A 17824-nucleotide genomic window follows, 5' to 3' on the forward strand; every position below is an offset into this window, starting at 1 on the left:
CCCTTACATTTCAGAACACCAAAACCAGGAGACTTTTCGATGGATCGCAGAACCCTGCTCACCACCCTCGCTGCCACCGCGGCGGCTGCCGCCGCACCGTGGGCGCGCGCCCAGGGCGCCTTTCCCGACCAGTTGATCAAATGGGTCGTGCCGTACCCCGCCGGCGGCGGCACCGACGTGATCGCGCGCACCCTGTCCGAGGCGATGCGGCAGACGCTGGGCCAGCAGATCGTGATCGACAACCGCCCCGGCGCCTCGACCAACATCGGCGCCGAACTGGTCGCCAAGGCCAAGCCCGACGGCTACACCATCATGTCGGCCGACAACGCGCTGCTGGCTTTCAACGAGCACCTGTTCAGCAAGCTGCCCTTCAGCCCCGAGAAGGACTTCAGCTACATCGGCGCGATCGGCAAGTTCCCGCTGGCGCTGGTCGTGCATCCGGACTTTCCGGCGCAGGACTTCAAGGCCTTCCTGGCCTACGTGAAGGCCAATCCGGGCAAGGTCAACTACGCCTCGCCGGGCAACGGCTCGCCGCACCACCTGGCGATGGAGATGTTCAAGGTCCGCACCGGCACCTTCATCACCCACATCCCGTACCGCGGCGCCGCACCGGCGATGGCCGACGTGATGGGCGGCCAGGTGCCGGCGATGTTCCTCGACCTGGCCTCGGGCCTGTCGATCATGCAGGGCAAGAAGGTGCGCGTGCTGGCGATCGGATCGGGCAGCCGCTCGAAGCTGCTGCCGGACGTGCCGACGCTGGCCGAGGTCGGCGTCGCGAATTCCGAAGTGTTCGCCTTCCAGGGCATCGTCGGCCCGGCCGGGATTCCGGCGCCGATCGTGGCGCGGCTCAATGGCGATCTCAACCGTGCCTTCACCACGCCGGCGGTGCAGAAGCGCTTCAGCGACTTCGGCATGGAGGCGATGCCGGGCTCTCCGGCTCAGTTCGCGGCCCTGTCGCGGGCGGAGTCGCAGCGCTGGGGGCCGATCATCAAGGCGGCGGGAATCAAGCTGGACTGAGGACAGAGCAAGGTCTCAAGGCTTGGCGAACGCCCTCCGCGACCCATCCTCGAACACTTCGTCATCGCGCTCCAGCTTGCCATTGGCGTCCCAGCTGCGTTCGCGCGTGACGCGGCCCTTGTCGTCGTAGACCGATTCGGCGATGAGCAGCCCGCTGTCGCTGAAGCGCTGGTGGGTGCCGGTCGGCAGCTGGCGCAGGCGGTCGCTGGCCAGGTAGCGGCCGATCGCGGCGCGCTGGCCGTTGTCGTGGTACTCGGTGACCTCGATCAATCGCGGATTGCCGTCCACGCCGTAGAGCGACTTGCTGCGCGGCTGGCCGTTCTGGTAGAAGCTTTCGTCGCTCAGCGGCGCTCCCGCGCCGCTCCAGCGCTGCTCGCGCACCAGCGTCCCGCGCTCCGAGAACTCCTGCTCGCGCTGGCGGACCGCGCCGCGCTCGCCCAGCAGCGAGACCACCTCGCGGCGCTTGACGCCTTCGGACGAAAAGCGCCGTTCGATGCGCTGGTTGCCCACCATCTCGTCCTGGGCCGCGGGCTTGCCGTTGTCGTAGAGCTCCTCGCTGCGCACCCGCTTGCCGGCCACGTAGGACAGCCGCGAGCGCAGGATGCCCCGGGCGTCGAACAGCTCGACCCGCGAGGCGCCGCCGCCGAAGCCGCACAGCTGCACGTCGTCGGCCACGGGCGCCAGCACCGGCTTGTCGCCGCAGCGCAGCGCCGAGAGCTGGCCGCGTTCGGTGAATTCGACCGAGGCGCGCTCGCCCGCCGCATCGGCGAAGAAGGTGACGCGGCGCAGCGATCCGTCCGGATAGAAGATGCGCACCAGGCCCATCTCGTGGCCGTCCTCGTAGGTCGCGTCGCGCAGCACCTGGCCGGCGGGCGAAAACTCGCGCGCCCGGCCTTCGATGTTGCCGCGGGCGTTCAGGCTGTGCTCCTTGGCCAGCTTGCCGTTCTCGTAGAAGCGCACCAGGCCCATGAAGGTGCCGCTCTGGACCTGCTGTTCGCGCACCAGCTGGCCGCTGTCGCGGTCCTTGCAGCGCATCACGCCGGTCTTGCCGGCGGTGGTGGCGCCGTTGGCGGGGTTCACGGGCTGGCCGTTGAGTTCGCAGTCCTGCACCGCATGGGCGGCGGTGGCGAGCAGCCAGGCCGCCACTGCCCCGGCGAGGCGCAGGCGCATCGGCCGGGCGGCTGGCGCGGCCGACACGGTCACTGGGCAACCTCCGTGCTGCGCACCGCGGTGCGAGCCCCCTTCGGAGCGGCCGGGCGGGGTCTCATGCGTCGTAGACGGTGTCCAGCGACCGGAAGCCCTTGGCTTCGATCGGGTTGCCGAAGGGGTCGCAGAAGAACATGGTCCACTGCTCGCCCGGCAGGCCCTCGAAGCGCACCTGGGGCTTGAGCACGAAGTCCATGCCCGACGCCTCGAGCCGCTTGGCCAGTTCCCGCCAGGCCGGCAGTTCGAGCACGATGCCGAAGTGCGGCATCGGCACCATCACCTCGCCGACCCGGCCGGTGCGCGCGGTGGCGAAGGGCTCGCCCAGATGCAGCGAGATCTGGTGGCCGAAGAAGTCGAAGTCGACCCAGGTGTCGGTGCTGCGGCCTTCCGCGCAGCCCAGCACGCCGCCGTAGAAGCGGCGCGCCTCGTCGAGATCGCGGACATGGAAGGCGAGATGGAAGATGGACATGTGTCTTTCTGTGTCTGGTGGGTCATTGTCCACAAGCCGGGCCCTCATGGCGAGTGCCGGATGCCGCCGGGCGCCCAAAAGCCCCGACGCTTGGAGTAAGCTGCCTGGACAAGAAACAAAGACCCGGAGCACGCAATGAGCGACGCCAGCAAGCCTTTCGCCTTCAGTCAGTTCGTCCCGGGCTTCGACTTCCTCAAGAACCTGGCGGGCGGTGCCGGGGCATCGCCGGGCGCCGTGCCCGGCCTGCCCAGCCTGTCGAGCTGGGTGGCGCCGACGCTCAGCGTCGAAGAGGTCGACAAGCGCATCCAGGAACTCAAGACCGTCCAGTACTGGCTCGAACAGAACGGCCACGCGCTGAAGGCGACCATCCAGGCGCTCGAGGTGCAGAAGATGACGCTCTCGACCCTGCGCGGCATGAACGTCCGCATGGAAGACCTCGCCAACGCCTTCACCCGGCCGGCCGCGCCGGCGCCGGCCCCGGCCGCCGCACCCGAACCCGAACCCGAACCCGAAGCGCAGCCGGAGCCCGAAGCGGCCCCGGCGCCGAAGCGCACCAAGGACGCGGCCCAGGACCCGGCCGGCGTCGTCGATCCGGTCCAGTGGTGGGGTGCCTTGACGCAGCAGTTCCAGCAGATCGCCAGCTCGGCGCTGCAGGAGGCCTCGCAGCTCAAGATGCCGGTGATGCCGCAACCGCTGGGCGATCCGGCGGGCGCCGGGTCCGCCGCGGCCCGCAGCGCGGCCAGGCCGGCTGCCGCCGGCAAGAAGGCGTCGGCGTCGCGCCGCGGCGCCAGCGCGCCGCCCAAGCGTCCCGCGCCGGCGCGCAAGCGTGCGGGCTGAAAGGCCAGGCCATGAAGCTCTTTCCCACCGGGCACGCCACCCATCCGCAATGGCGCATGGCGGCCGGCCTGGTGCTGGCGCAGCTGCGGGCGCAGATGGCGCTGCCGGACTACGCCCGCGCACCGACGCTGGGCCTGCTCTACATCACCGACCACTACGGGGCCGATGCCCAGGAGATCCTCGATCACCTGGGCGCCGAACTGCCCGAGATCACCGACTGGACCGGCACCGTGGGCGTCGGCGTGGCCGCCAACAACGCCGAGTACTTCGACGAGCCGGCACTCAGCGTGATGCTGTGCGAATTGCCGAGCGACCAGTACCGGGTGTTCTCCGGCGTGGCGCCGCTGGCCAGCTCCGAAATGAGCGGTTTCGCCGCCCACACGGCGCTGGTCCATGCCGACCCGCGCACGCCCGAACTCGGCGAGCTGATCGCCGAGATGGCGCAGCGCACCGACACCGGCTATCTGTTCGGCGGCCTGTCCTCGGGGCGGGTCGGCTCGCTGCAGTTCGCGATCGGCGGCAACGGCAACATCCGCGGCCATGGCGCGGTCGGCGGCGTGTTCTCGGGCGGCCTGTCGGGCGTGGTGTTCGGCGAGGGCGTGCGGCTGGTCTCGCGCGTGACGCAGGGCTGCCAGCCGGTCTCGCGCGAACGCGAGATCACCGAGGCCGACGGCAACCTGCTGCTGGCGCTCGACGGCGAGCCCGCGCTCGACGTCCTGCTGGCCGACCTGCGGGTCTCGCTCGATGCCCCCGAGCAGGCGATCGATGCGGTCCGCGCCACCCTGGTCGGCCTGGTCGAGGCCGGCAGCGACGGCGTCCGGCGCACCGGCGATCTCGGCGCCGACGTCCGGGTGCGCCACATCATCGGCCTCGACCCGACGCGTCGCGGCGTGGCGATCGCCGACAACGCCGAGGCCGGGATGCGGCTGAGCTTCTGCCGCCGCAACGCGCAGGCCGCGCGGGCCGACCTGATGCGCGTCTGCGCAGAGATCCGCGAGGAACTGGAGCCGCAGGAGCAGACGCTCGCCACCGCGCGCGAGGTCGCCGCCGGCGAGGCCGAGGCCGCGCCCCATCCGGCGCGCCGCATCGCCGGCGCCATCTACGTCAGCTGTTCGGGCCGCGGCGGGCCGCATTTCGGCGCCCCCGGCGCCGAGCTGCAGATCGTGCGGCATGCCCTGGGCGACGTCCCGCTGGTCGGCTTCTTCGCCGCCGGCGAGATCGCCCGCAACCACCTCTACGGCTACACCGGCGTGCTGACCGTCTTCACCGCCGGGGACTGAGCCGCCGCGCGCAGCCCGGTGAACGCGAAATCGACTTCCGGCTTCAGCCCGCTCACGATCCGCGCGATCGACTTGCCCGAGCCGCAGGCGTGGGTCCAGCCCAGCGTGCCGTGGCCGGTGTTGAGGAACAGGTTCGCGAGCTTCGTCCCGCCGATCAGCGGCACGTTGCTGGGCGTCGCCGGGCGCAGCCCGGTCCAGAACTGCGCCTCGGAAGCGTCGCCGGCCCCGGGGAACAACTGCTCGACGCGGCGCACGATGGCCTCGCAGCGCACCCGGTTCAGGTCGCGGTCGTAGCCGTTGAGCTCGGCGGTGCCGGCGATCCGCAGCCGGTCGCCGCTGGCGGAGGTGTAGCGCGAGAAGACCAGCTTGAACTCGTCGTCGGTCAGCGAGACCTGGTGCGCCCTGGACGCCTCCTTGACCGGCATGGTGACCGAATAGCCCTTGGCCGGGTAGATCGGCAGCCGGATGCCCAGCGGCGCCGCGTAGAGCGGGCTCAGCGAGCCCATCGCCAGCACGAAGGCATCGCCGCGGATGCGCTGGAAGCGGCCCTCGCTGTCGGTCGCCTCGACATGGTCGATGCCGCCGCCGGCCTCGCGCAGCGCCGTCACCGTGTGGCTCATGAGGAAGCGCACGCCGGCCGTCTCGGCCAGCTTGACCAGCTCGCGCGCGAAGCGGTTGGCGTCGCCCGATTCGTCTTCCGCCGTGTAGGTCGCGCCGGCCAGCTGCGGGCGGATGTGGGCCAGTGCGGGTTCGAGCTTGACTGCCTCGTCGGCCGAGATCACGCGCCGGTCGCAGCCGAGCGCGCGCATCTGCTCGGCCGGCGCCAGCGCGGCGTCGAACTCCTTCTGCGTCGTGTAGAAGTGCAGGATGCCCTGCGTGCGCTGGTCGTAGGCCAGGCCGGTGTCGCGCCGCAGCTGCTGCAGCGTGTCGCGGCTGTAGGTGCCCAGGCGCACGATCTGCTCGATGTTGTGGCGCGTGCGCGCCGGCGTGCATTCGCGCAGGAACTGAAGGCCCCAGAGCCACTGGCGCATGTCGGCGCGAACGCGGAACAGCAGCGGGGCGTCTTCCTTGCCGAGCCATTGCAGCACCTTGAGCGGCGCGCCGGGATTGGCCCAGGGCTCGGCGTGGCTGACCGAGATCTGGCCGCCGTTGGCGAAGCTGGTTTCCGCCGCCGGCGTGGCCTGGCGGTCGATCACGGTCACTTCGTGGCCGAGTTGCTGGAGGTAGTAGGCCGAGGTCACGCCGAGCAGGCCGGCGCCAAGAACGATCACGCGCATATCGAGAACCCTTGAAGGTTGCAGCGCTCGGACGCGACGGGTTCGGATGGCCCACGGGAACGAAGGCAACCAGACCGCAGGCCCGAGTTGCCGCTCCCCCTGTCCTCGGTACCTGAGAGATTCACCCGCTGCACCCGCAGCGGGTTTGCTCCTTCGGTGCATCCCGCGTTGGCGGGATGGCTCTCCAGACGGCTTTGACAGTTGGTGCAGTACAGGCCCATCACGTGGGCCGACCTGAGCGTTTATGGGAGTTTGCGCCTTCGGTGGGGCCCGTGGGCCCGCTCTCCTGCAGTGCGCGGATTGTAGGCTACGGGCGCCGGAACGCGAAGTCCAGTTCCGGCCGCAGGCCGCTGACGATGCGAGCGATCGACTTGCCGGCGCCGCAGGCGTGGACCCAGGTGCGCGTGCCGGGCGCGGTGTTCAGGAACAGGTTGGGCAGCCGGGTCTTGCCGATCATCGGCAGCCGGTTGGTGCTGACCGCGTGCATCGCGGTGTCGAAGCTGGCCCGGCTCGCGTCGGCCACGCCTGGCAGCAGCATCGCGGTGCGGCGCACGATCGCCTGGAAGCGGTCGGAGTCGGGTTCGGCCTCTTCGTCGAGCCCGGCCTTCACGACCGCCTGGACCCGCAGCTGATCGCCGGCCGGCGTTTCGATCCGCGTGATGCGCAGCTTGCCCTGGCGGTCGCGCAGCGCGAGGCGGGGCGCCCGGGCGGCATCGAGGATCGGCATCGTGACGATGTATTCGCGCACGAAGCGCAGCGGCATGTCGATGCCGAGGTCTTCCGCGTGCGGCACGCTGGCGGCGCCCAGCGCCAGCACGTAGGCCTGGCCGCGCAAGATGGTGGACCGGCCGGCACCATCGAGCAATTCGACATGGTCGATGCGGCCGTCCTGCTCCCTGAGCCCGACCACCGTGTGCCGCGTCATGAAGCGCACGCCGGCGGCACGGCACAGGAAGACCAGGCTGGCAGCGAACTGGGCCGGGTCGCGCGCCGGATCCTCCGGCGCGTAGGTCGCCCCGACCAGCTTGCTGCGCATCGCCGCCAGCGCCGGTTCCAGGCCGATCGCCTCGTCGACCGACAGCAGCCGCTCCTCGCAGCCCAGCCCCGACCAGTGCGTGGCATTCGCCATCCGGGCGCGGAAGGCCTCGGGGTCGGTGAACAGGTTCATGAGGCCGGCAGCGCGCGCGCCCTGCGGCACGCCGGTTTCGTCGCGCAGGGCGCGCGCGCTCTTGCGGCTGTAGGCGGCCAGCCGCACCAGGTGGTCGAGCGGATCGCGCTTCGGCGGTGTGCCGACGGCGCGGTCGATCAGCCGGGCGAAGCCGCGGCGGAGGCCGCTGCGCAGCGTCGAGACCTTCTTGCCGTGCCGCTTCGACGGCGCGCCCGCAGTCGCCGTGCGGGGGCTGGCGGCGACGACGCCGCGCGCCTTGGCCGCCGGCGTCGCATGCCGATCCACCACGGTCACTTCGTGGCCCAGCTGTTGCAGGTAATAGGCCGAGGTCACGCCGAGCAAGCCGGCGCCAAGTACAACCACGCGCATGTCCGAATCCTTGTGGGAGGGCATGAACGGCGGGCGTTAGCGCTTACTGTGGGAAGCGGCAAGACCCGGGGTTCAGACTGCCGCTCCCCCTGTCTCTGTTACCTGAGAGTTTCACCACGCTGCGACCGGCAACGGGTTTGCTCCTTCGGTGCACCACATGGCGTGGTGACTCTCCAGTCGGCGATTGATCACGAATAAGGCAGTGCCTGAACCGCAGCGGGGGCGGTTCACCTGAGCGTTCATGGGAGATTGCGCCATCGGTGGGACGGATGCGTCCGCTTTTCTGCTGGCCGAATCTTACAGAAGAAACCGGTTTCTGTGTTTTTCAGGCCCGACGCAGGCGGGTGAACAGTTCGAACTCCCAGTTGCGCATGCCCAGCAGCAGGGTGTAGCCCTCGCGCTCCTTGGGCGAGAGTTTCTGGTCGGTCTGGTGCTGCTGGGCGAAGTCCTGCGCCACCCGCTGCAGCCGATCGAGGAAGGCCGGCGCCAGCGACTTGCTGATCGACCCGTGCACCAGCAGCAGCCCTTCGGCCGGGCCGTCGAAGCCGCCGCGGTAGTAGTCGAGCACCACGTTCTCGCGGAAGAAGTCCATCACCGGCCCGTGCGGACGCCAGCGAAAGGTCTTGGCGAGCTTGAGCCGGTAGCGGTTCAGCGGCCGCAACTCGATGATCCCGATGCGGTCCAGCTGGGCCAGATGGCCGATGCACTCGGCCTCGGTGATCCGGTAGGCGCCGACGATCTGCTCCAGCGTCCACTGGCTCAGCACGCAGATCGCCAGCAGCAGCAGTTTCTTGTCCTTGACCACCGCCTTTTCCTGCTCGAGCGTGAGCTCCTTGAGCAGCGGCTGGGCGTCCGCCACCCGGCGCGCCAGTTCGGCGAAGTCGATCTTCAGGGCCCGGCAGATGGCGTCGACCCGCGTCAGCGGCATGTCGCCCTTGGCCAGCATCCGCTTGACGCTGGACTCGGCCATGTCCAGCGACTTGGCCAGGTCGGCATAGGTCATGTGGGCGGACTTGAGCTCGTTCTTGAGGGCGTTGACCAGGTCGACAGTGGTACTCATGGGCTGAGGAAGTATTGCGGATTGATACCCGAAGTGGTGAAAAAGTGCTCCGTATCGATTCTCGATGCCGTCCGGTGGGTTGACAACCTAGATTCCGCTCCACGCGCACCTCTTGGAGCCTGCCATGTCCCTGCCGTCCCTGCCCTTGCTGACCCGTCGTGAACACTCCCTGCTGGCGCTGGCCGTGCTGCTGGTCAGCGCCGCGGTGCTCGGGCCCTCGGTCGCGGCCCCGGCGCCGGGCGGCGCGCCCTTCGCCGATGGCCAGTCCTGGCGCGCGCTGCCGAACGCCATGGACGTGCTGAGCAACCTGCCGTTCGCCGTGCTGGGGATCTGGGGCCTGCGCTGGCTGCACTGGCTGGACCGCGCCCAGGAGCGCTTGCAGGACGCCGCGCCGCTGCCCCAGGCGCTCGCGCTGCCGCCCTTCAATGCGCTCGACTGCGCCTGGATGTTCTTCGCCGGCCTGATCCTGACGGCGCTCGGCTCGGCCTTCTACCACCTGCAGCCCGACGACCTGCGGCTGGCCGCCGACCGCGCCGGCATGGCGGTGGCCTTCGCGGGCCTGGTCGGCTTCGCGGTCTGCGAACGGGTCAGCGCCCGCGCCGGCTGGCCGGCCGCCTGGTTCACGCTCGCGGGCGGGCTGCTGGCGGCGGCGGTCTGCCACCAGGCCGGCAACGCCTTGCCGTGGGCCGTGGTGCAGTTCGGCGGCATGGCCCTGGTGCTGGCGCTGTCGCTGTCGCGCCCCGTGGCCGGCGCCATCGGCCTCAAGCTCGGCTGGGTGGTGTTCCTCTATGCCCTGGCCAAGCTGTTCGAACTCGCCGACCAGCCGATCTTCGAGGCCACGCGGCACCTGGTGTCGGGCCACAGCCTGAAGCACCTGACGGCGGCCCTGGTGGCGCTGCCGGTGCTGCAGGCGTTGCAGGCGATGGGCCGGCGCACGCTGCGGCACAATCCGCACGCCGCTCGCCTGAGCACGCGGTCCGCCGCCTCCACCTGAAACATGACGCCCACCACCGAAGCTGCCTCCCTGCCCGAAGGCCATGCCAACCAGTTCACGCTGTTGGGGCAACGGCGCTTCGCACCCTTCTTCTGGACCCAGTTCGCCGGCGCCGCCAACGACAACCTGTTCAAGTTCGCCTTCACGGTGATGGTGACCTACCAGCTGCAGCTGGCCTGGATGCCCCCGGCGATGGCCGGGCTGGCGATCGGCGCGCTGTTCATCCTGCCTTTCCTGCTGTTTTCCGCCACCGCGGGACAGCTCACCGACAAGCATGACAAGACGAAGATGATCCGCTTCGTCAAGAACCTCGAGATCGCCATCATGGCGATCGCGGCCTGGGGCTTCCTGCGGGCCGACGCCGTGGTGCTGCTCGGCTGCGTGTTCCTGATGGGGCTGCACTCGACCCTGTTCGGCCCGGTCAAGTTCGCCTACCTGCCGCAGGTATTGGCGCCGCGCGAGCTGACCGGCGGCAACGGCATGGTCGAGATGGGCACCTTCGTCGCCATCCTGCTCGGCCAGGTGGCCGGCGGGCTGCTGGTGGCCCTGCCGCAGGTCGGCCATGCGACGGTGGCGGTGGCCTGCCTGCTGCTGGCGCTGGCCGGCCGCGCGGTGGCGCAGGCGATCCCGCCGGCGCCGGCCACCGACCCCGGCCTGGCGATCAACTGGAACCCGGTCAGCGAGACCTGGCGCAACCTGAAGCTGGCCCACGGCAACCGGGTGGTGTTCCGTTCGCTGCTGGGCATCTCGTGGATGTGGTTCTTCGGCGCGGTCTTCCTGGCCCAGTTCCCGAGCTTCGCCAAGGAAGTGCTGCACGGCGACGAGCAGGTGGCCTCGCTGCTGCTGGTGGTGTTCTCGGTCGGCATCGGCGTCGGCTCGCTGCTGTGCGAGACGCTCAGCCGCCGCCAGGTCGAGATCGGCCTGGTGCCGCTCGGCGCGATCGGCATGAGCGTGTTCGCCATCGACCTGTACTTCGCCTCGCGCGGGCTGCCGGCCGCGGCGCAGATGGGGCTGGACGCCTTCACGGCCCAGCCGGCGCATTGGCGCGTGATGGCCGACCTGGGCCTGCTGTCGCTGTTCGCCGGGCTCTACAGCGTGCCGATGTACGCGCTGATCCAGATGCGCAGCCAGCCCACCCACCGGGCCCGCATCATCGCGGCGAACAACATCCTTAACGCCCTCTTCATGATCGCCAGCTCGGTCATCGCCGGGGCGCTGCTCAAGGCCGGCTTCACGATCCCGCAGATCTTCCTGTTCACCGGCATCGCCAACGCGGTGGTCGCCTTCTACATCTTCATGCTGGTGCCCGAGTACCTGCTGCGCTTCGTGGCCTGGGTGCTGTCGCGCTTTGTCTACCGCTTCGACATCCGGGGCCAGGAGCACATTCCGGAGGAGGGCGCCGCGGTGCTGGTCTGCAACCACGTCAGCTTCATCGACGCGGTGCTGCTGATGGCCGCCAGCCCGCGCCCGATCCGCTTCATCATGGACCACCGGATCTTCCGCGTGCCGCTGCTCGGCTGGCTGTTCCGGCTCGCCAAGGCGATCCCGATCGCGCCCCAGAAGGAAGACCCGGCGGCCTACGAGCAGGCCTTCGCCGACGCCGTGCAGGTGCTGCGCGAGGGCGACCTGCTGGCGATCTTTCCGGAGGGCGCGATCACGCGCGACGGCAGCCTGCAGCCCTTCAAGGGCGGCGTGATGAAGATCCTCGAGGCCGCGCGCGCCGAAGGCCTGGAGCCGCCGGTGGTCCCGATGGCGCTGACCAATCTCTGGGGCTCCTACTTCAGCCGGATCGAGCAGCGCGACGGCCAGCAGGTGGCGATGGTGCGGCCGTTCCGGCGCGGCCTCTTCAGCCGCGTGGGGCTGCGCGTCGGCAGCGCGATGCCCCGCGCCGAGGTGCAACCCGAATCCCTTCAGCGGCGCGTCAGCGTGCTTCTCGGCACCTGACGCCCCGCCGATGCCCCATCTGCACCAACTCCTGCACGCGATCACCTGGTTCGGTGACAGCGGCTTCCTGCTGCCGGCCTCGCTCTGGATCGGCGTGTGGCTCGGCATTCGCAGCCCCACCCGGCCGCTGGCGCTGCTCTGGATCCTGCTGTTCGGCATCGGCGGTAGCGTGATCGCCGCCTCGAAGATCGCCTTCCTCGGCTGGGGCATCGGCAGCGCCCGGCTCAATTTCACCGGCTTCAGCGGCCACACGGCGATCGCCGCCAGCGTCTGGCCGGTGGCCTGCTGGCTGGCGGTCTCGCGCTGGGGGCACCGCACGCGGGTCGCAGCGGCCGTCCTCGGCTGGCTGTTCGCCGCCTTCATCGGCATCACCCGGCTGGCGCTCGACGCCCATTCGTGGTCGGAGGTGGTGGCCGGCTACGCGCTCGGCATGGCCGTCAGCGCCACCTTCCTCTGGTGGCAGCACCGCCTGCCGCACCCGCGCGTGAGCTGGGTGCTGGTGCTGCTGAGCCTGGCGACCCCGGTGTTCTTCCTGCAGCCCGGCACGCCGGCGCCGACCCAGAGCCTGCTCGAGAGGATCGCGGTGCGGCTGGCGGGGATCGAGCGGCCCTTCACGCGCGCCGATCTGCTGGCCGGCCGCCGGACACCGCTTGGTATCGAATAGCGATACCGGGGGCGCAGGGTATCGCCACCGCCGAAGGAATGGGCCCGGGGTGTCCGGTGGCCGGACCATGATCCGCCCACTTTCAACAGTGGACGAGAAGAATCCCATGAAGCTGTACCTGCTGACATTCCTGCTGGCCACCTGCGCCGCCTGCACCCACCTCATCGCGCCGGGCGGGAGCCCGTGGTGAGCCGGCAGATCACCAATTTCGGCCCCTACGAGCGGGAGTACCGGGCGCGTGTGCCGCGCTCCCAGCACCTGCTGAGGCTGGCGCTGCAGGCCGGCGCGACGGCCGCCGCCGTGACCGCGGCCGGCGTCTTCGTGTTCCCGATGGAGCGCCAGCCGGAGCCGGCCGTCGTCCAGGGTCAGCCGGCCCGGATCAACCCCCCGTCAACAGAGGAAGATTGCTATGAGCAAGGCACTGCGCCTGTCCGAAAAGTGGTTTCGCCGCGGCCTGTGGGTGGTGGCGATTGTGTTCGCCAGCTTCCTGGTCGGGCTCGGTAGCACGATCGTCGGCGACCTGCCCCGGGTCGAGCACCGGATCGAGCTCGACGATTTCATCGACCGTGCGGCGGCCGACCCGCTGCGCACCACGGTGCGCGATGCCGAGCGCAGCGAGCAGCAGGCCGGGCGCGAGCGCGAGCAGGCGGAGCTCAAGCTGGTCACGGCCCAGCAGGCCAGCCGGGCGGCGCGCGAGACCTTCGGCAACTGGCTCGCCACCCGCCGCGCCACCGCGCTGCCCGACCAGGACCCCGAGCTGATCGCCCGCACCCGGGCGCTCGATGCCTTGAAGGCGAGGGAGGACGAGGCCGAGCGCGCCGTGGTGGCGCAGCGGCAGATCGCGCTCGACGCCCGGCAGTCGCGCCAGCGCGCCCAGCAGCAGCTGGCGCTGCTCGAGGAGGAAGCCCGCAAGCGGCTCGAGGCCGAGAACCGCAAGGTCGAGTTGCGGGTGTTCCTGTACCGGCTGGCGCTCACGCTGCCGCTGCTGGCGGTCGCCGGCTGGCTCTTCGCGAAAAAGCGCAAGAGCACCTGGTGGCCCTTCGTCTGGGGCTTCATCTATTTCGCGCTGTTCGCCTTCTTCGTCGAACTCGTGCCTTATCTGCCGAGCTACGGCGGCTACGTGCGCTATGCGGTGGGCATCGTGGTGACGGTCCTGGTCGGGCGCTACGCCATCCTGGCGCTCAACCGCTACCTGGCACGCCAGAAGCTGGCCGAGGCCCAGCCCGAGACCGTGCGCCGCAACGAGCTGAGCTACGACACCGCGCTGGCGCGGCTGGCCAAGAGCGTGTGCCCGGGCTGCGAGCGCCCGGTCGACCTCAAGAACACCGAGATCGACTTCTGCCCGCACTGCGGCATCGGCCTGTTCGACCATTGCGGCGCCTGCGATGCGCGCAAGAGCGCCTTCGCCAAGTTCTGCCACGCCTGCGGCACGGCGGCGGCGCCGGAGGCCACGGCACAGCCGGGGCCGCTTCAGGTCCAGCCGGCATCCACCACGTAGTCCTGGGCGCTGCACATCTTCGAATCGTCGGCGGCCAGGAACAGCGCCATGGCGGCGATGTCCTCGGCCATCACGCGCCCGGGCAGGCATTGGGCGGCATCGATCTCGGCATGCGACTCGGGCTTGACCCACAGTCGCAGCTGCCGCTCGGTCATGACCCAGCCCGGCACGATCGTGTTGACGCGGATGTTGGCCTTGCCCAGGTCGCGCGCCAGCGAGCGCGTGAGTCCGCGGGCGGCCGACTTGCAGGCCTGGTAGACCGGATAGCCGGCGCCCTTGATCATCCAGCTGACCGAGCCGAAGTTGATGATCGACCCGCCGCCGAGTGCGCGCATGTCGTCGGCCACCGCCTGGGCGGCGAAGAACTGGTGCTTGAAGTTGATCGCCACCAGGCGGTCGAAATCCTCGCTCGTGACGTCGGCCATCTGGTGCCGGCGGTCGTTGGCGGCGTTGTTGAGCAGCACCTGGATCGGGCCTAAGCGCGCGCGCACGGCGCCGATGGCGGCCGCCAGCGCGGCCACGTCGGTGACGTCGCATTCGAGGAACAGCGGCGCGTTGCCGTCGCCGAGCTGCTGCGCCAGCGCCGTGCCGGCGGCGACGTCGAGGTCGCAGAAGCCGACCCGGGCGCCCTGCGCGTGGAAGGCGCGCACCAGGCCCTCGCCGATGCCGGAGGCGCCGCCGGAAATGAAGACGGTGCGTCCCGCCAGCGAGGGGTAGATGGCCGAAGGGGCCGCGGAGGTCGAAGTGGTCATGGGCGGATTCTGGCCTCCCGGGGAGTCGCTCGCCACCCGTGTCAACGAGAATGGCCGGCGTCCGCAACGCTTGACGAGGTGCCTTCGAATGAGTGACGAGCCCACAGGCGCAGCCGGCCCCGCGGGCCTGGTCGAACTGGCCGCCGGCCCGATGCGGCTGCGACTGGCGCCGCGCGTCGGCGGGGCCATCGCGGCCCTGCACGAGCAGCGCGGCGACCAGCGGCTCGACTGGCTGCGGCCAGCCACGCCCGAGGGCCTGGTGCGCGGCGACCCGTTCGCGATGGCCAGCTTCCCGCTGTTGCCATGGTGCAACCGCATCCGGGACAGCCGGGCGCATGTCGGCGGCCGCGAGATCGCTCTGGCCGCCGGCCACCCGGCACGGCCGTCGGGCAAGCATGCGCTGCACGGGTTGGGCTGGCTGCGGCCCTGGCAGGTGGCCGAGGCCGGGCCGGCGCGGGCACGCCTCAGGCTGGCCTTCGCGGCCGACGGACAATGGCCCTGGGACTTCGAGGCCTCGCAGCTGTTCGAGCTCGATCCGACGGGGCTGCGCTGCACGGTGACATTGACCAACCGGGATTCGGCGCCGATGCCCGCCGGCATCGGCCACCACCCTTACTTCCCGCATCGTCAGGGCACGCGGCTGCAGGCTGCGACCGCGGCCATGTGGCGGGCCGACGCCGAGGTGATGCCGGTGTCGCTCGAAGCCGGCACCGAGGTGGCACGGCTGCGCGAGGGCGTGTTGCTGTCGCAACTGGATCTGGACAACAACTTCACGGGCTGGCAGCGCGCGGCCCGCATCGAGTGGCCCGGGGCCGGGCGCGCGCTGTCGTTGGCGGCCGATGCGCCGCTGGACTTCTTCGTTCTCTACTGCCCGCGCGGCGGTGACCATTTCTGCGCCGAGCCGGTGAGCCAGTGCACCGATGCGATCCACCTGGCGGATCGGCACCGGCAGCAGGACATCGGCGGCGCGGTGCTGGCGCCCGGCCGGACGCTGTCGGGGTCGTGGACCTTGCGTCGAGCCTAGATGCCGCGCGCCCGGTCGGCCTTGAAGCGGACGCGGAATTCGGCGAAGGTCCCGGCCTCGAGCGCCTCGCGGATCTCGCGCATCAGGTTCAGGTAGTAGTGCAGGTTGTGGATGGTGGTCAGCATCGGGCCCAGCATCTCGCCGCAGCGGTCGAGGTGGTGCAGGTAGGCGCGGCTGAAGCCGTCACGCCCGCCGGCCTCCCACGGCACGCCGGAGGCGCCGGCGCAGGCGTGGCAGGTGCAGCTGGCGTCGATCGGCTGCGGATCGCTCTTGTGGCGGGCGTTGCGCATCTTCAGGTCGCCATAGCGCGAGAACAGGGTGCCGTTGCGCGCGTTGCGCGTCGGCATCACGCAATCGAACATGTCGACGCCCTGCGCCACGCCTTCGACCAGGTCCTCGGGCGTGCCGACGCCCATCAGGTAGCGCGGCTTGTGGGCCGGCAGCTTGTGCGGCGTGTGCGCCATGATGCGCAGCATCTCGTCCTTGGGCTCGCCGACGCTGACCCCGCCGATCGCGTAGCCCGGGAAGTCCATGTCGACCAGCTGCGCCAGCGATTCCTCGCGCAGGTTCTCGAACATGCCGCCCTGGACGATGCCGAACAGCGCGTTGGGGTTGTCGAGCCGCGCGAATTCGGTCTGGCAGCGCCGGGCCCAGCGCAGGCTGAGTTCCATCGACTGGCGCGCTTCGGCCTCGGTCGTGACGTGGCCGTCGACATCGTAGGGCGTGCATTCGTCGAACTGCATCACGATGTCGCTGTTCAGGATGGTCTGGATCTGCATCGAGACCTCGGGCGTGAGGAACAGCTTGTCGCCGTTGACCGGCGAGGCGAACCGCACGCCTTCCTCGCTGATCTTGCGCATCGCGCCCAGCGACCAGACCTGGAAGCCGCCCGAGTCGGTGAGGATCGGCTTGTCCCATTTCTCGAATTGGTGCAGCCCGCCGAAGGCGGCCATGACGTCGAGCCCGGGCCGCATCCAGAGATGGAAGGTGTTGCCGAGGATGATCTGGGCGCCCATCTCGTGCAGGCTGCGCGGCATCACGCCCTTGACGGTGCCGTAGGTGCCGACCGGCATGAAGATCGGCGTCTGCACCACGCCGTGGTTCAGCGTGAGCGTGCCGCGGCGGGCATGGCTCGCCGGGTCGGTGGCGAGGAGTTCGAAGTTCAGCATGGTGCAGTAGGGGTTCTTGCGAGCAGCATCGCGTCGCCGTAGCTGAAGAAGCGGTAGTTCTCGCGGATCGCGTGGGCGTACAGCGCCATCACGCGGTCGTAGCCGGCGAAGGCGCTGACCAGCATCATCAGCGTGCTCTTGGGCAGGTGGAAGTTGGTGACCAGCAGGTCGACGTGGGCGAAGGCGAAGCCCGGCGTGATGAAGATCCGGGTGTCGCCCGCGGCCTCGCCGCTCTTCGCCCACGACTCGAGCGTGCGCACGGTGGTGGTGCCGACCGCGATGACGCGGCCGCCGCGCGCCTTGCAGGCGGCGATCGCCTGCTGCGTGGCTTCGGGCACCTCGTAGCGCTCGGCATGCATCTGGTGCTGGGCAATGTCCTCGGTCTTGACCGGCTGGAAGGTGCCGGCGCCCACGTGCAGCGTGACGTTGGCACGCTGCACGCCGCGCGCCTCGAGCGCAGCCAGCAGCGCGGCGTCGAAATGCAGCGCCGCGGTGGGGGCCGCGACCGCGCCGGGCACGCGCGCGAACACGGTCTGGTAGCGGCTCTCGTCGTCGGCCGAGTCGGTGTGGGTGATGTAGGGCGGCAGCGGCACGTGCCCGCAGCGCGCCATCAGCGCGTAGGGGTCTTCGCCCGCGGGGCTGTCGAAGCGCAAGCGGAACAGCGCACCGTCCTCCTCGGGCCAGCGGCCCAGCAAGGTGGCCGAGAAGCCGCCCGCCATCGCCAGCGTGGTGCCGACCGGCGGCTTCTTGCTGACCTTCATGTGGGCCACCACCTCGGCGCCCTGCAGCACGCGCTCGACCAGCAACTCGAGCTTGCCGCCGGTGGGCTTCTCGCCGAACAGGCGGGCCTTGACCACCCGGGTGTCGTTGAACACCAGCAGGTCGCCGGCGCGCAGCAGCGCAGGCAGCTGGTGGAAGATGCGATCGACGGCCGCCGCGCCGGTGCCGTCGAGCAGGCGCGAGGCGCTGCGTTCGCTGGCGGGATGCTGGGCCACCAGTTCGGGCGGCAGGTCGAAATCGAAATCGGAAAGCGTGAAGGCGCGCATGGTGCTTGAGGGCCGGACGGGCCCGTGCCAAGGAGGCATGGGAAAAAGAG

Annotated in this window: 17 protein-coding genes and 3 riboswitches; of the genes, 9 read left to right on the forward strand and 8 right to left on the reverse strand. The window is 70.2% G+C overall.

The window, feature by feature from the left end; genetic code table 11:
* Nucleotides 1-39: 39 nt before the first annotated feature.
* Nucleotides 40-1017 carry a Bug family tripartite tricarboxylate transporter substrate binding protein gene (locus QTI33_RS13390; RefSeq protein ID WP_286506492.1) on the forward strand — a complete coding sequence of 326 codons (978 nt, stop codon included), beginning with the start codon at nucleotides 40-42 and terminating at the stop codon, nucleotides 1015-1017.
* A 15-nt stretch (nucleotides 1018-1032) separates the two neighbouring features.
* Here the strand turns inward: QTI33_RS13390 and QTI33_RS13395 are convergent, their stop codons facing one another.
* Both QTI33_RS13395 and QTI33_RS13400 read right to left on the reverse strand, forming a co-directional pair.
* A complete protein-coding gene (locus tag QTI33_RS13395) occupies nucleotides 1033-2220 on the reverse strand; it encodes a toxin-antitoxin system YwqK family antitoxin (RefSeq protein WP_353506337.1) in 1188 nt (395 codons plus the stop codon).
* A 61-nt stretch (nucleotides 2221-2281) separates the two neighbouring features.
* Nucleotides 2282-2692: a VOC family protein gene (locus QTI33_RS13400; protein WP_286506493.1), complete on the reverse strand. Its 411-nt coding sequence runs from the start codon at nucleotides 2690-2692 to the stop codon at nucleotides 2282-2284.
* A gap of 135 nt (nucleotides 2693-2827) precedes the next feature.
* Between QTI33_RS13400 and QTI33_RS13405 the strand changes: the two genes are divergently transcribed.
* Both QTI33_RS13405 and QTI33_RS13410 read left to right on the forward strand, forming a co-directional pair.
* A complete protein-coding gene (locus QTI33_RS13405) occupies nucleotides 2828-3529 on the forward strand; it encodes a PhaM family polyhydroxyalkanoate granule multifunctional regulatory protein (RefSeq protein WP_286506494.1) in 702 nt (233 codons plus the stop codon).
* Nucleotides 3530-3540: 11 nt separating this feature from the next.
* Nucleotides 3541-4809: an FIST signal transduction protein gene (locus QTI33_RS13410; protein ID WP_286506495.1), complete on the forward strand. Its 1269-nt coding sequence runs from the start codon at nucleotides 3541-3543 to the stop codon at nucleotides 4807-4809.
* Here the strand turns inward: QTI33_RS13410 and QTI33_RS13415 are convergent.
* The 3 genes from QTI33_RS13415 to QTI33_RS13425 form a co-directional block, all read right to left on the reverse strand.
* On the reverse strand, nucleotides 4770-6086 hold the full coding sequence (locus QTI33_RS13415; RefSeq protein WP_286506496.1) for a D-amino acid dehydrogenase: 1317 nt from the start codon (nucleotides 6084-6086) through the stop codon (nucleotides 4770-4772). The genes QTI33_RS13410 and QTI33_RS13415 overlap by 40 nt on opposite strands.
* Nucleotides 6087-6175: 89 nt before the next feature.
* Nucleotides 6176-6284, reverse strand: a riboswitch (glycine riboswitch).
* 15 nt (nucleotides 6285-6299) lie between these two features.
* A riboswitch (glycine riboswitch) is annotated at nucleotides 6300-6385 on the reverse strand.
* An 8-nt stretch (nucleotides 6386-6393) separates the two neighbouring features.
* Nucleotides 6394-7623, reverse strand: coding sequence for an FAD-dependent oxidoreductase (locus QTI33_RS13420; RefSeq protein WP_286506497.1), 1230 nt, complete (start codon nucleotides 7621-7623; stop codon nucleotides 6394-6396).
* A 79-nt stretch (nucleotides 7624-7702) separates the two neighbouring features.
* Nucleotides 7703-7810: riboswitch (glycine riboswitch) on the reverse strand.
* Nucleotides 7811-7948: 138 nt separating this feature from the next.
* Nucleotides 7949-8683, reverse strand: a complete 735-nt coding sequence (locus tag QTI33_RS13425) for a helix-turn-helix domain-containing protein (protein ID WP_286506498.1) — start codon at nucleotides 8681-8683, stop codon at nucleotides 7949-7951.
* Between the two features lie 124 nt (nucleotides 8684-8807).
* Here QTI33_RS13425 and QTI33_RS13430 point away from each other — a divergent pair, with 124 nt between their 5' ends.
* From QTI33_RS13430 to QTI33_RS13450, 5 genes are all read left to right on the forward strand, one after another.
* Entirely contained in the window at nucleotides 8808-9677 is an 870-nt protein-coding gene (locus QTI33_RS13430) for a hypothetical protein (protein ID WP_286506499.1), read from the forward strand.
* Nucleotides 9678-9680: 3 nt separating this feature from the next.
* Nucleotides 9681-11621, forward strand: coding sequence for an MFS transporter (locus QTI33_RS13435; protein ID WP_286506500.1), 1941 nt, complete (start codon nucleotides 9681-9683; stop codon nucleotides 11619-11621).
* Between the two features lie 10 nt (nucleotides 11622-11631).
* Nucleotides 11632-12285, forward strand: coding sequence for a phosphatase PAP2 family protein (locus QTI33_RS13440; RefSeq protein ID WP_286506501.1), 654 nt, complete (start codon nucleotides 11632-11634; stop codon nucleotides 12283-12285).
* Nucleotides 12286-12352: 67 nt separating this feature from the next.
* Complete coding sequence (locus tag QTI33_RS13445; RefSeq protein ID WP_286506502.1) at nucleotides 12353-12475, forward strand: hypothetical protein; 123 nt, start codon at nucleotides 12353-12355, stop codon at nucleotides 12473-12475.
* 219 nt (nucleotides 12476-12694) lie between these two features.
* On the forward strand, nucleotides 12695-13783 hold the full coding sequence (locus QTI33_RS13450; RefSeq protein WP_286506503.1) for a serine endopeptidase: 1089 nt from the start codon (nucleotides 12695-12697) through the stop codon (nucleotides 13781-13783).
* Here the strand turns inward: QTI33_RS13450 and QTI33_RS13455 are convergent.
* Entirely contained in the window at nucleotides 13756-14535 is a 780-nt protein-coding gene (locus tag QTI33_RS13455) for an SDR family NAD(P)-dependent oxidoreductase (protein ID WP_286506504.1), read from the reverse strand. The genes QTI33_RS13450 and QTI33_RS13455 overlap by 28 nt on opposite strands.
* 88 nt (nucleotides 14536-14623) lie before the next feature.
* On the opposite strand from QTI33_RS13455, the gene QTI33_RS13460 reads away from it, so the two are divergent.
* Nucleotides 14624-15559 (forward strand): aldose 1-epimerase, encoded by a 936-nt coding sequence (locus tag QTI33_RS13460; RefSeq protein WP_286506505.1) that lies wholly within the window; start codon nucleotides 14624-14626, stop codon nucleotides 15557-15559.
* Here the strand turns inward: QTI33_RS13460 and tgt are convergent.
* Both tgt and queA read right to left on the reverse strand, forming a co-directional pair.
* Complete coding sequence (gene tgt / locus QTI33_RS13465; RefSeq protein WP_286506506.1) at nucleotides 15556-16728, reverse strand: tRNA guanosine(34) transglycosylase Tgt; 1173 nt, start codon at nucleotides 16726-16728, stop codon at nucleotides 15556-15558. The two genes, QTI33_RS13460 and tgt, sit on opposite strands and share 4 nt — an antisense overlap.
* A complete protein-coding gene (gene queA / locus QTI33_RS13470; protein WP_286506507.1) occupies nucleotides 16722-17774 on the reverse strand; it encodes a tRNA preQ1(34) S-adenosylmethionine ribosyltransferase-isomerase QueA in 1053 nt (350 codons plus the stop codon). Before queA ends, tgt begins: the two co-directional genes overlap by 7 nt.
* Between the last annotated feature and the right edge of the window lie 50 nt (nucleotides 17775-17824).

The organism is Variovorax davisae, from assembly GCF_030316845.1.
GTDB classification, from domain to species: Bacteria; Pseudomonadota; Gammaproteobacteria; order Burkholderiales; family Burkholderiaceae_C; genus Variovorax; species Variovorax davisae.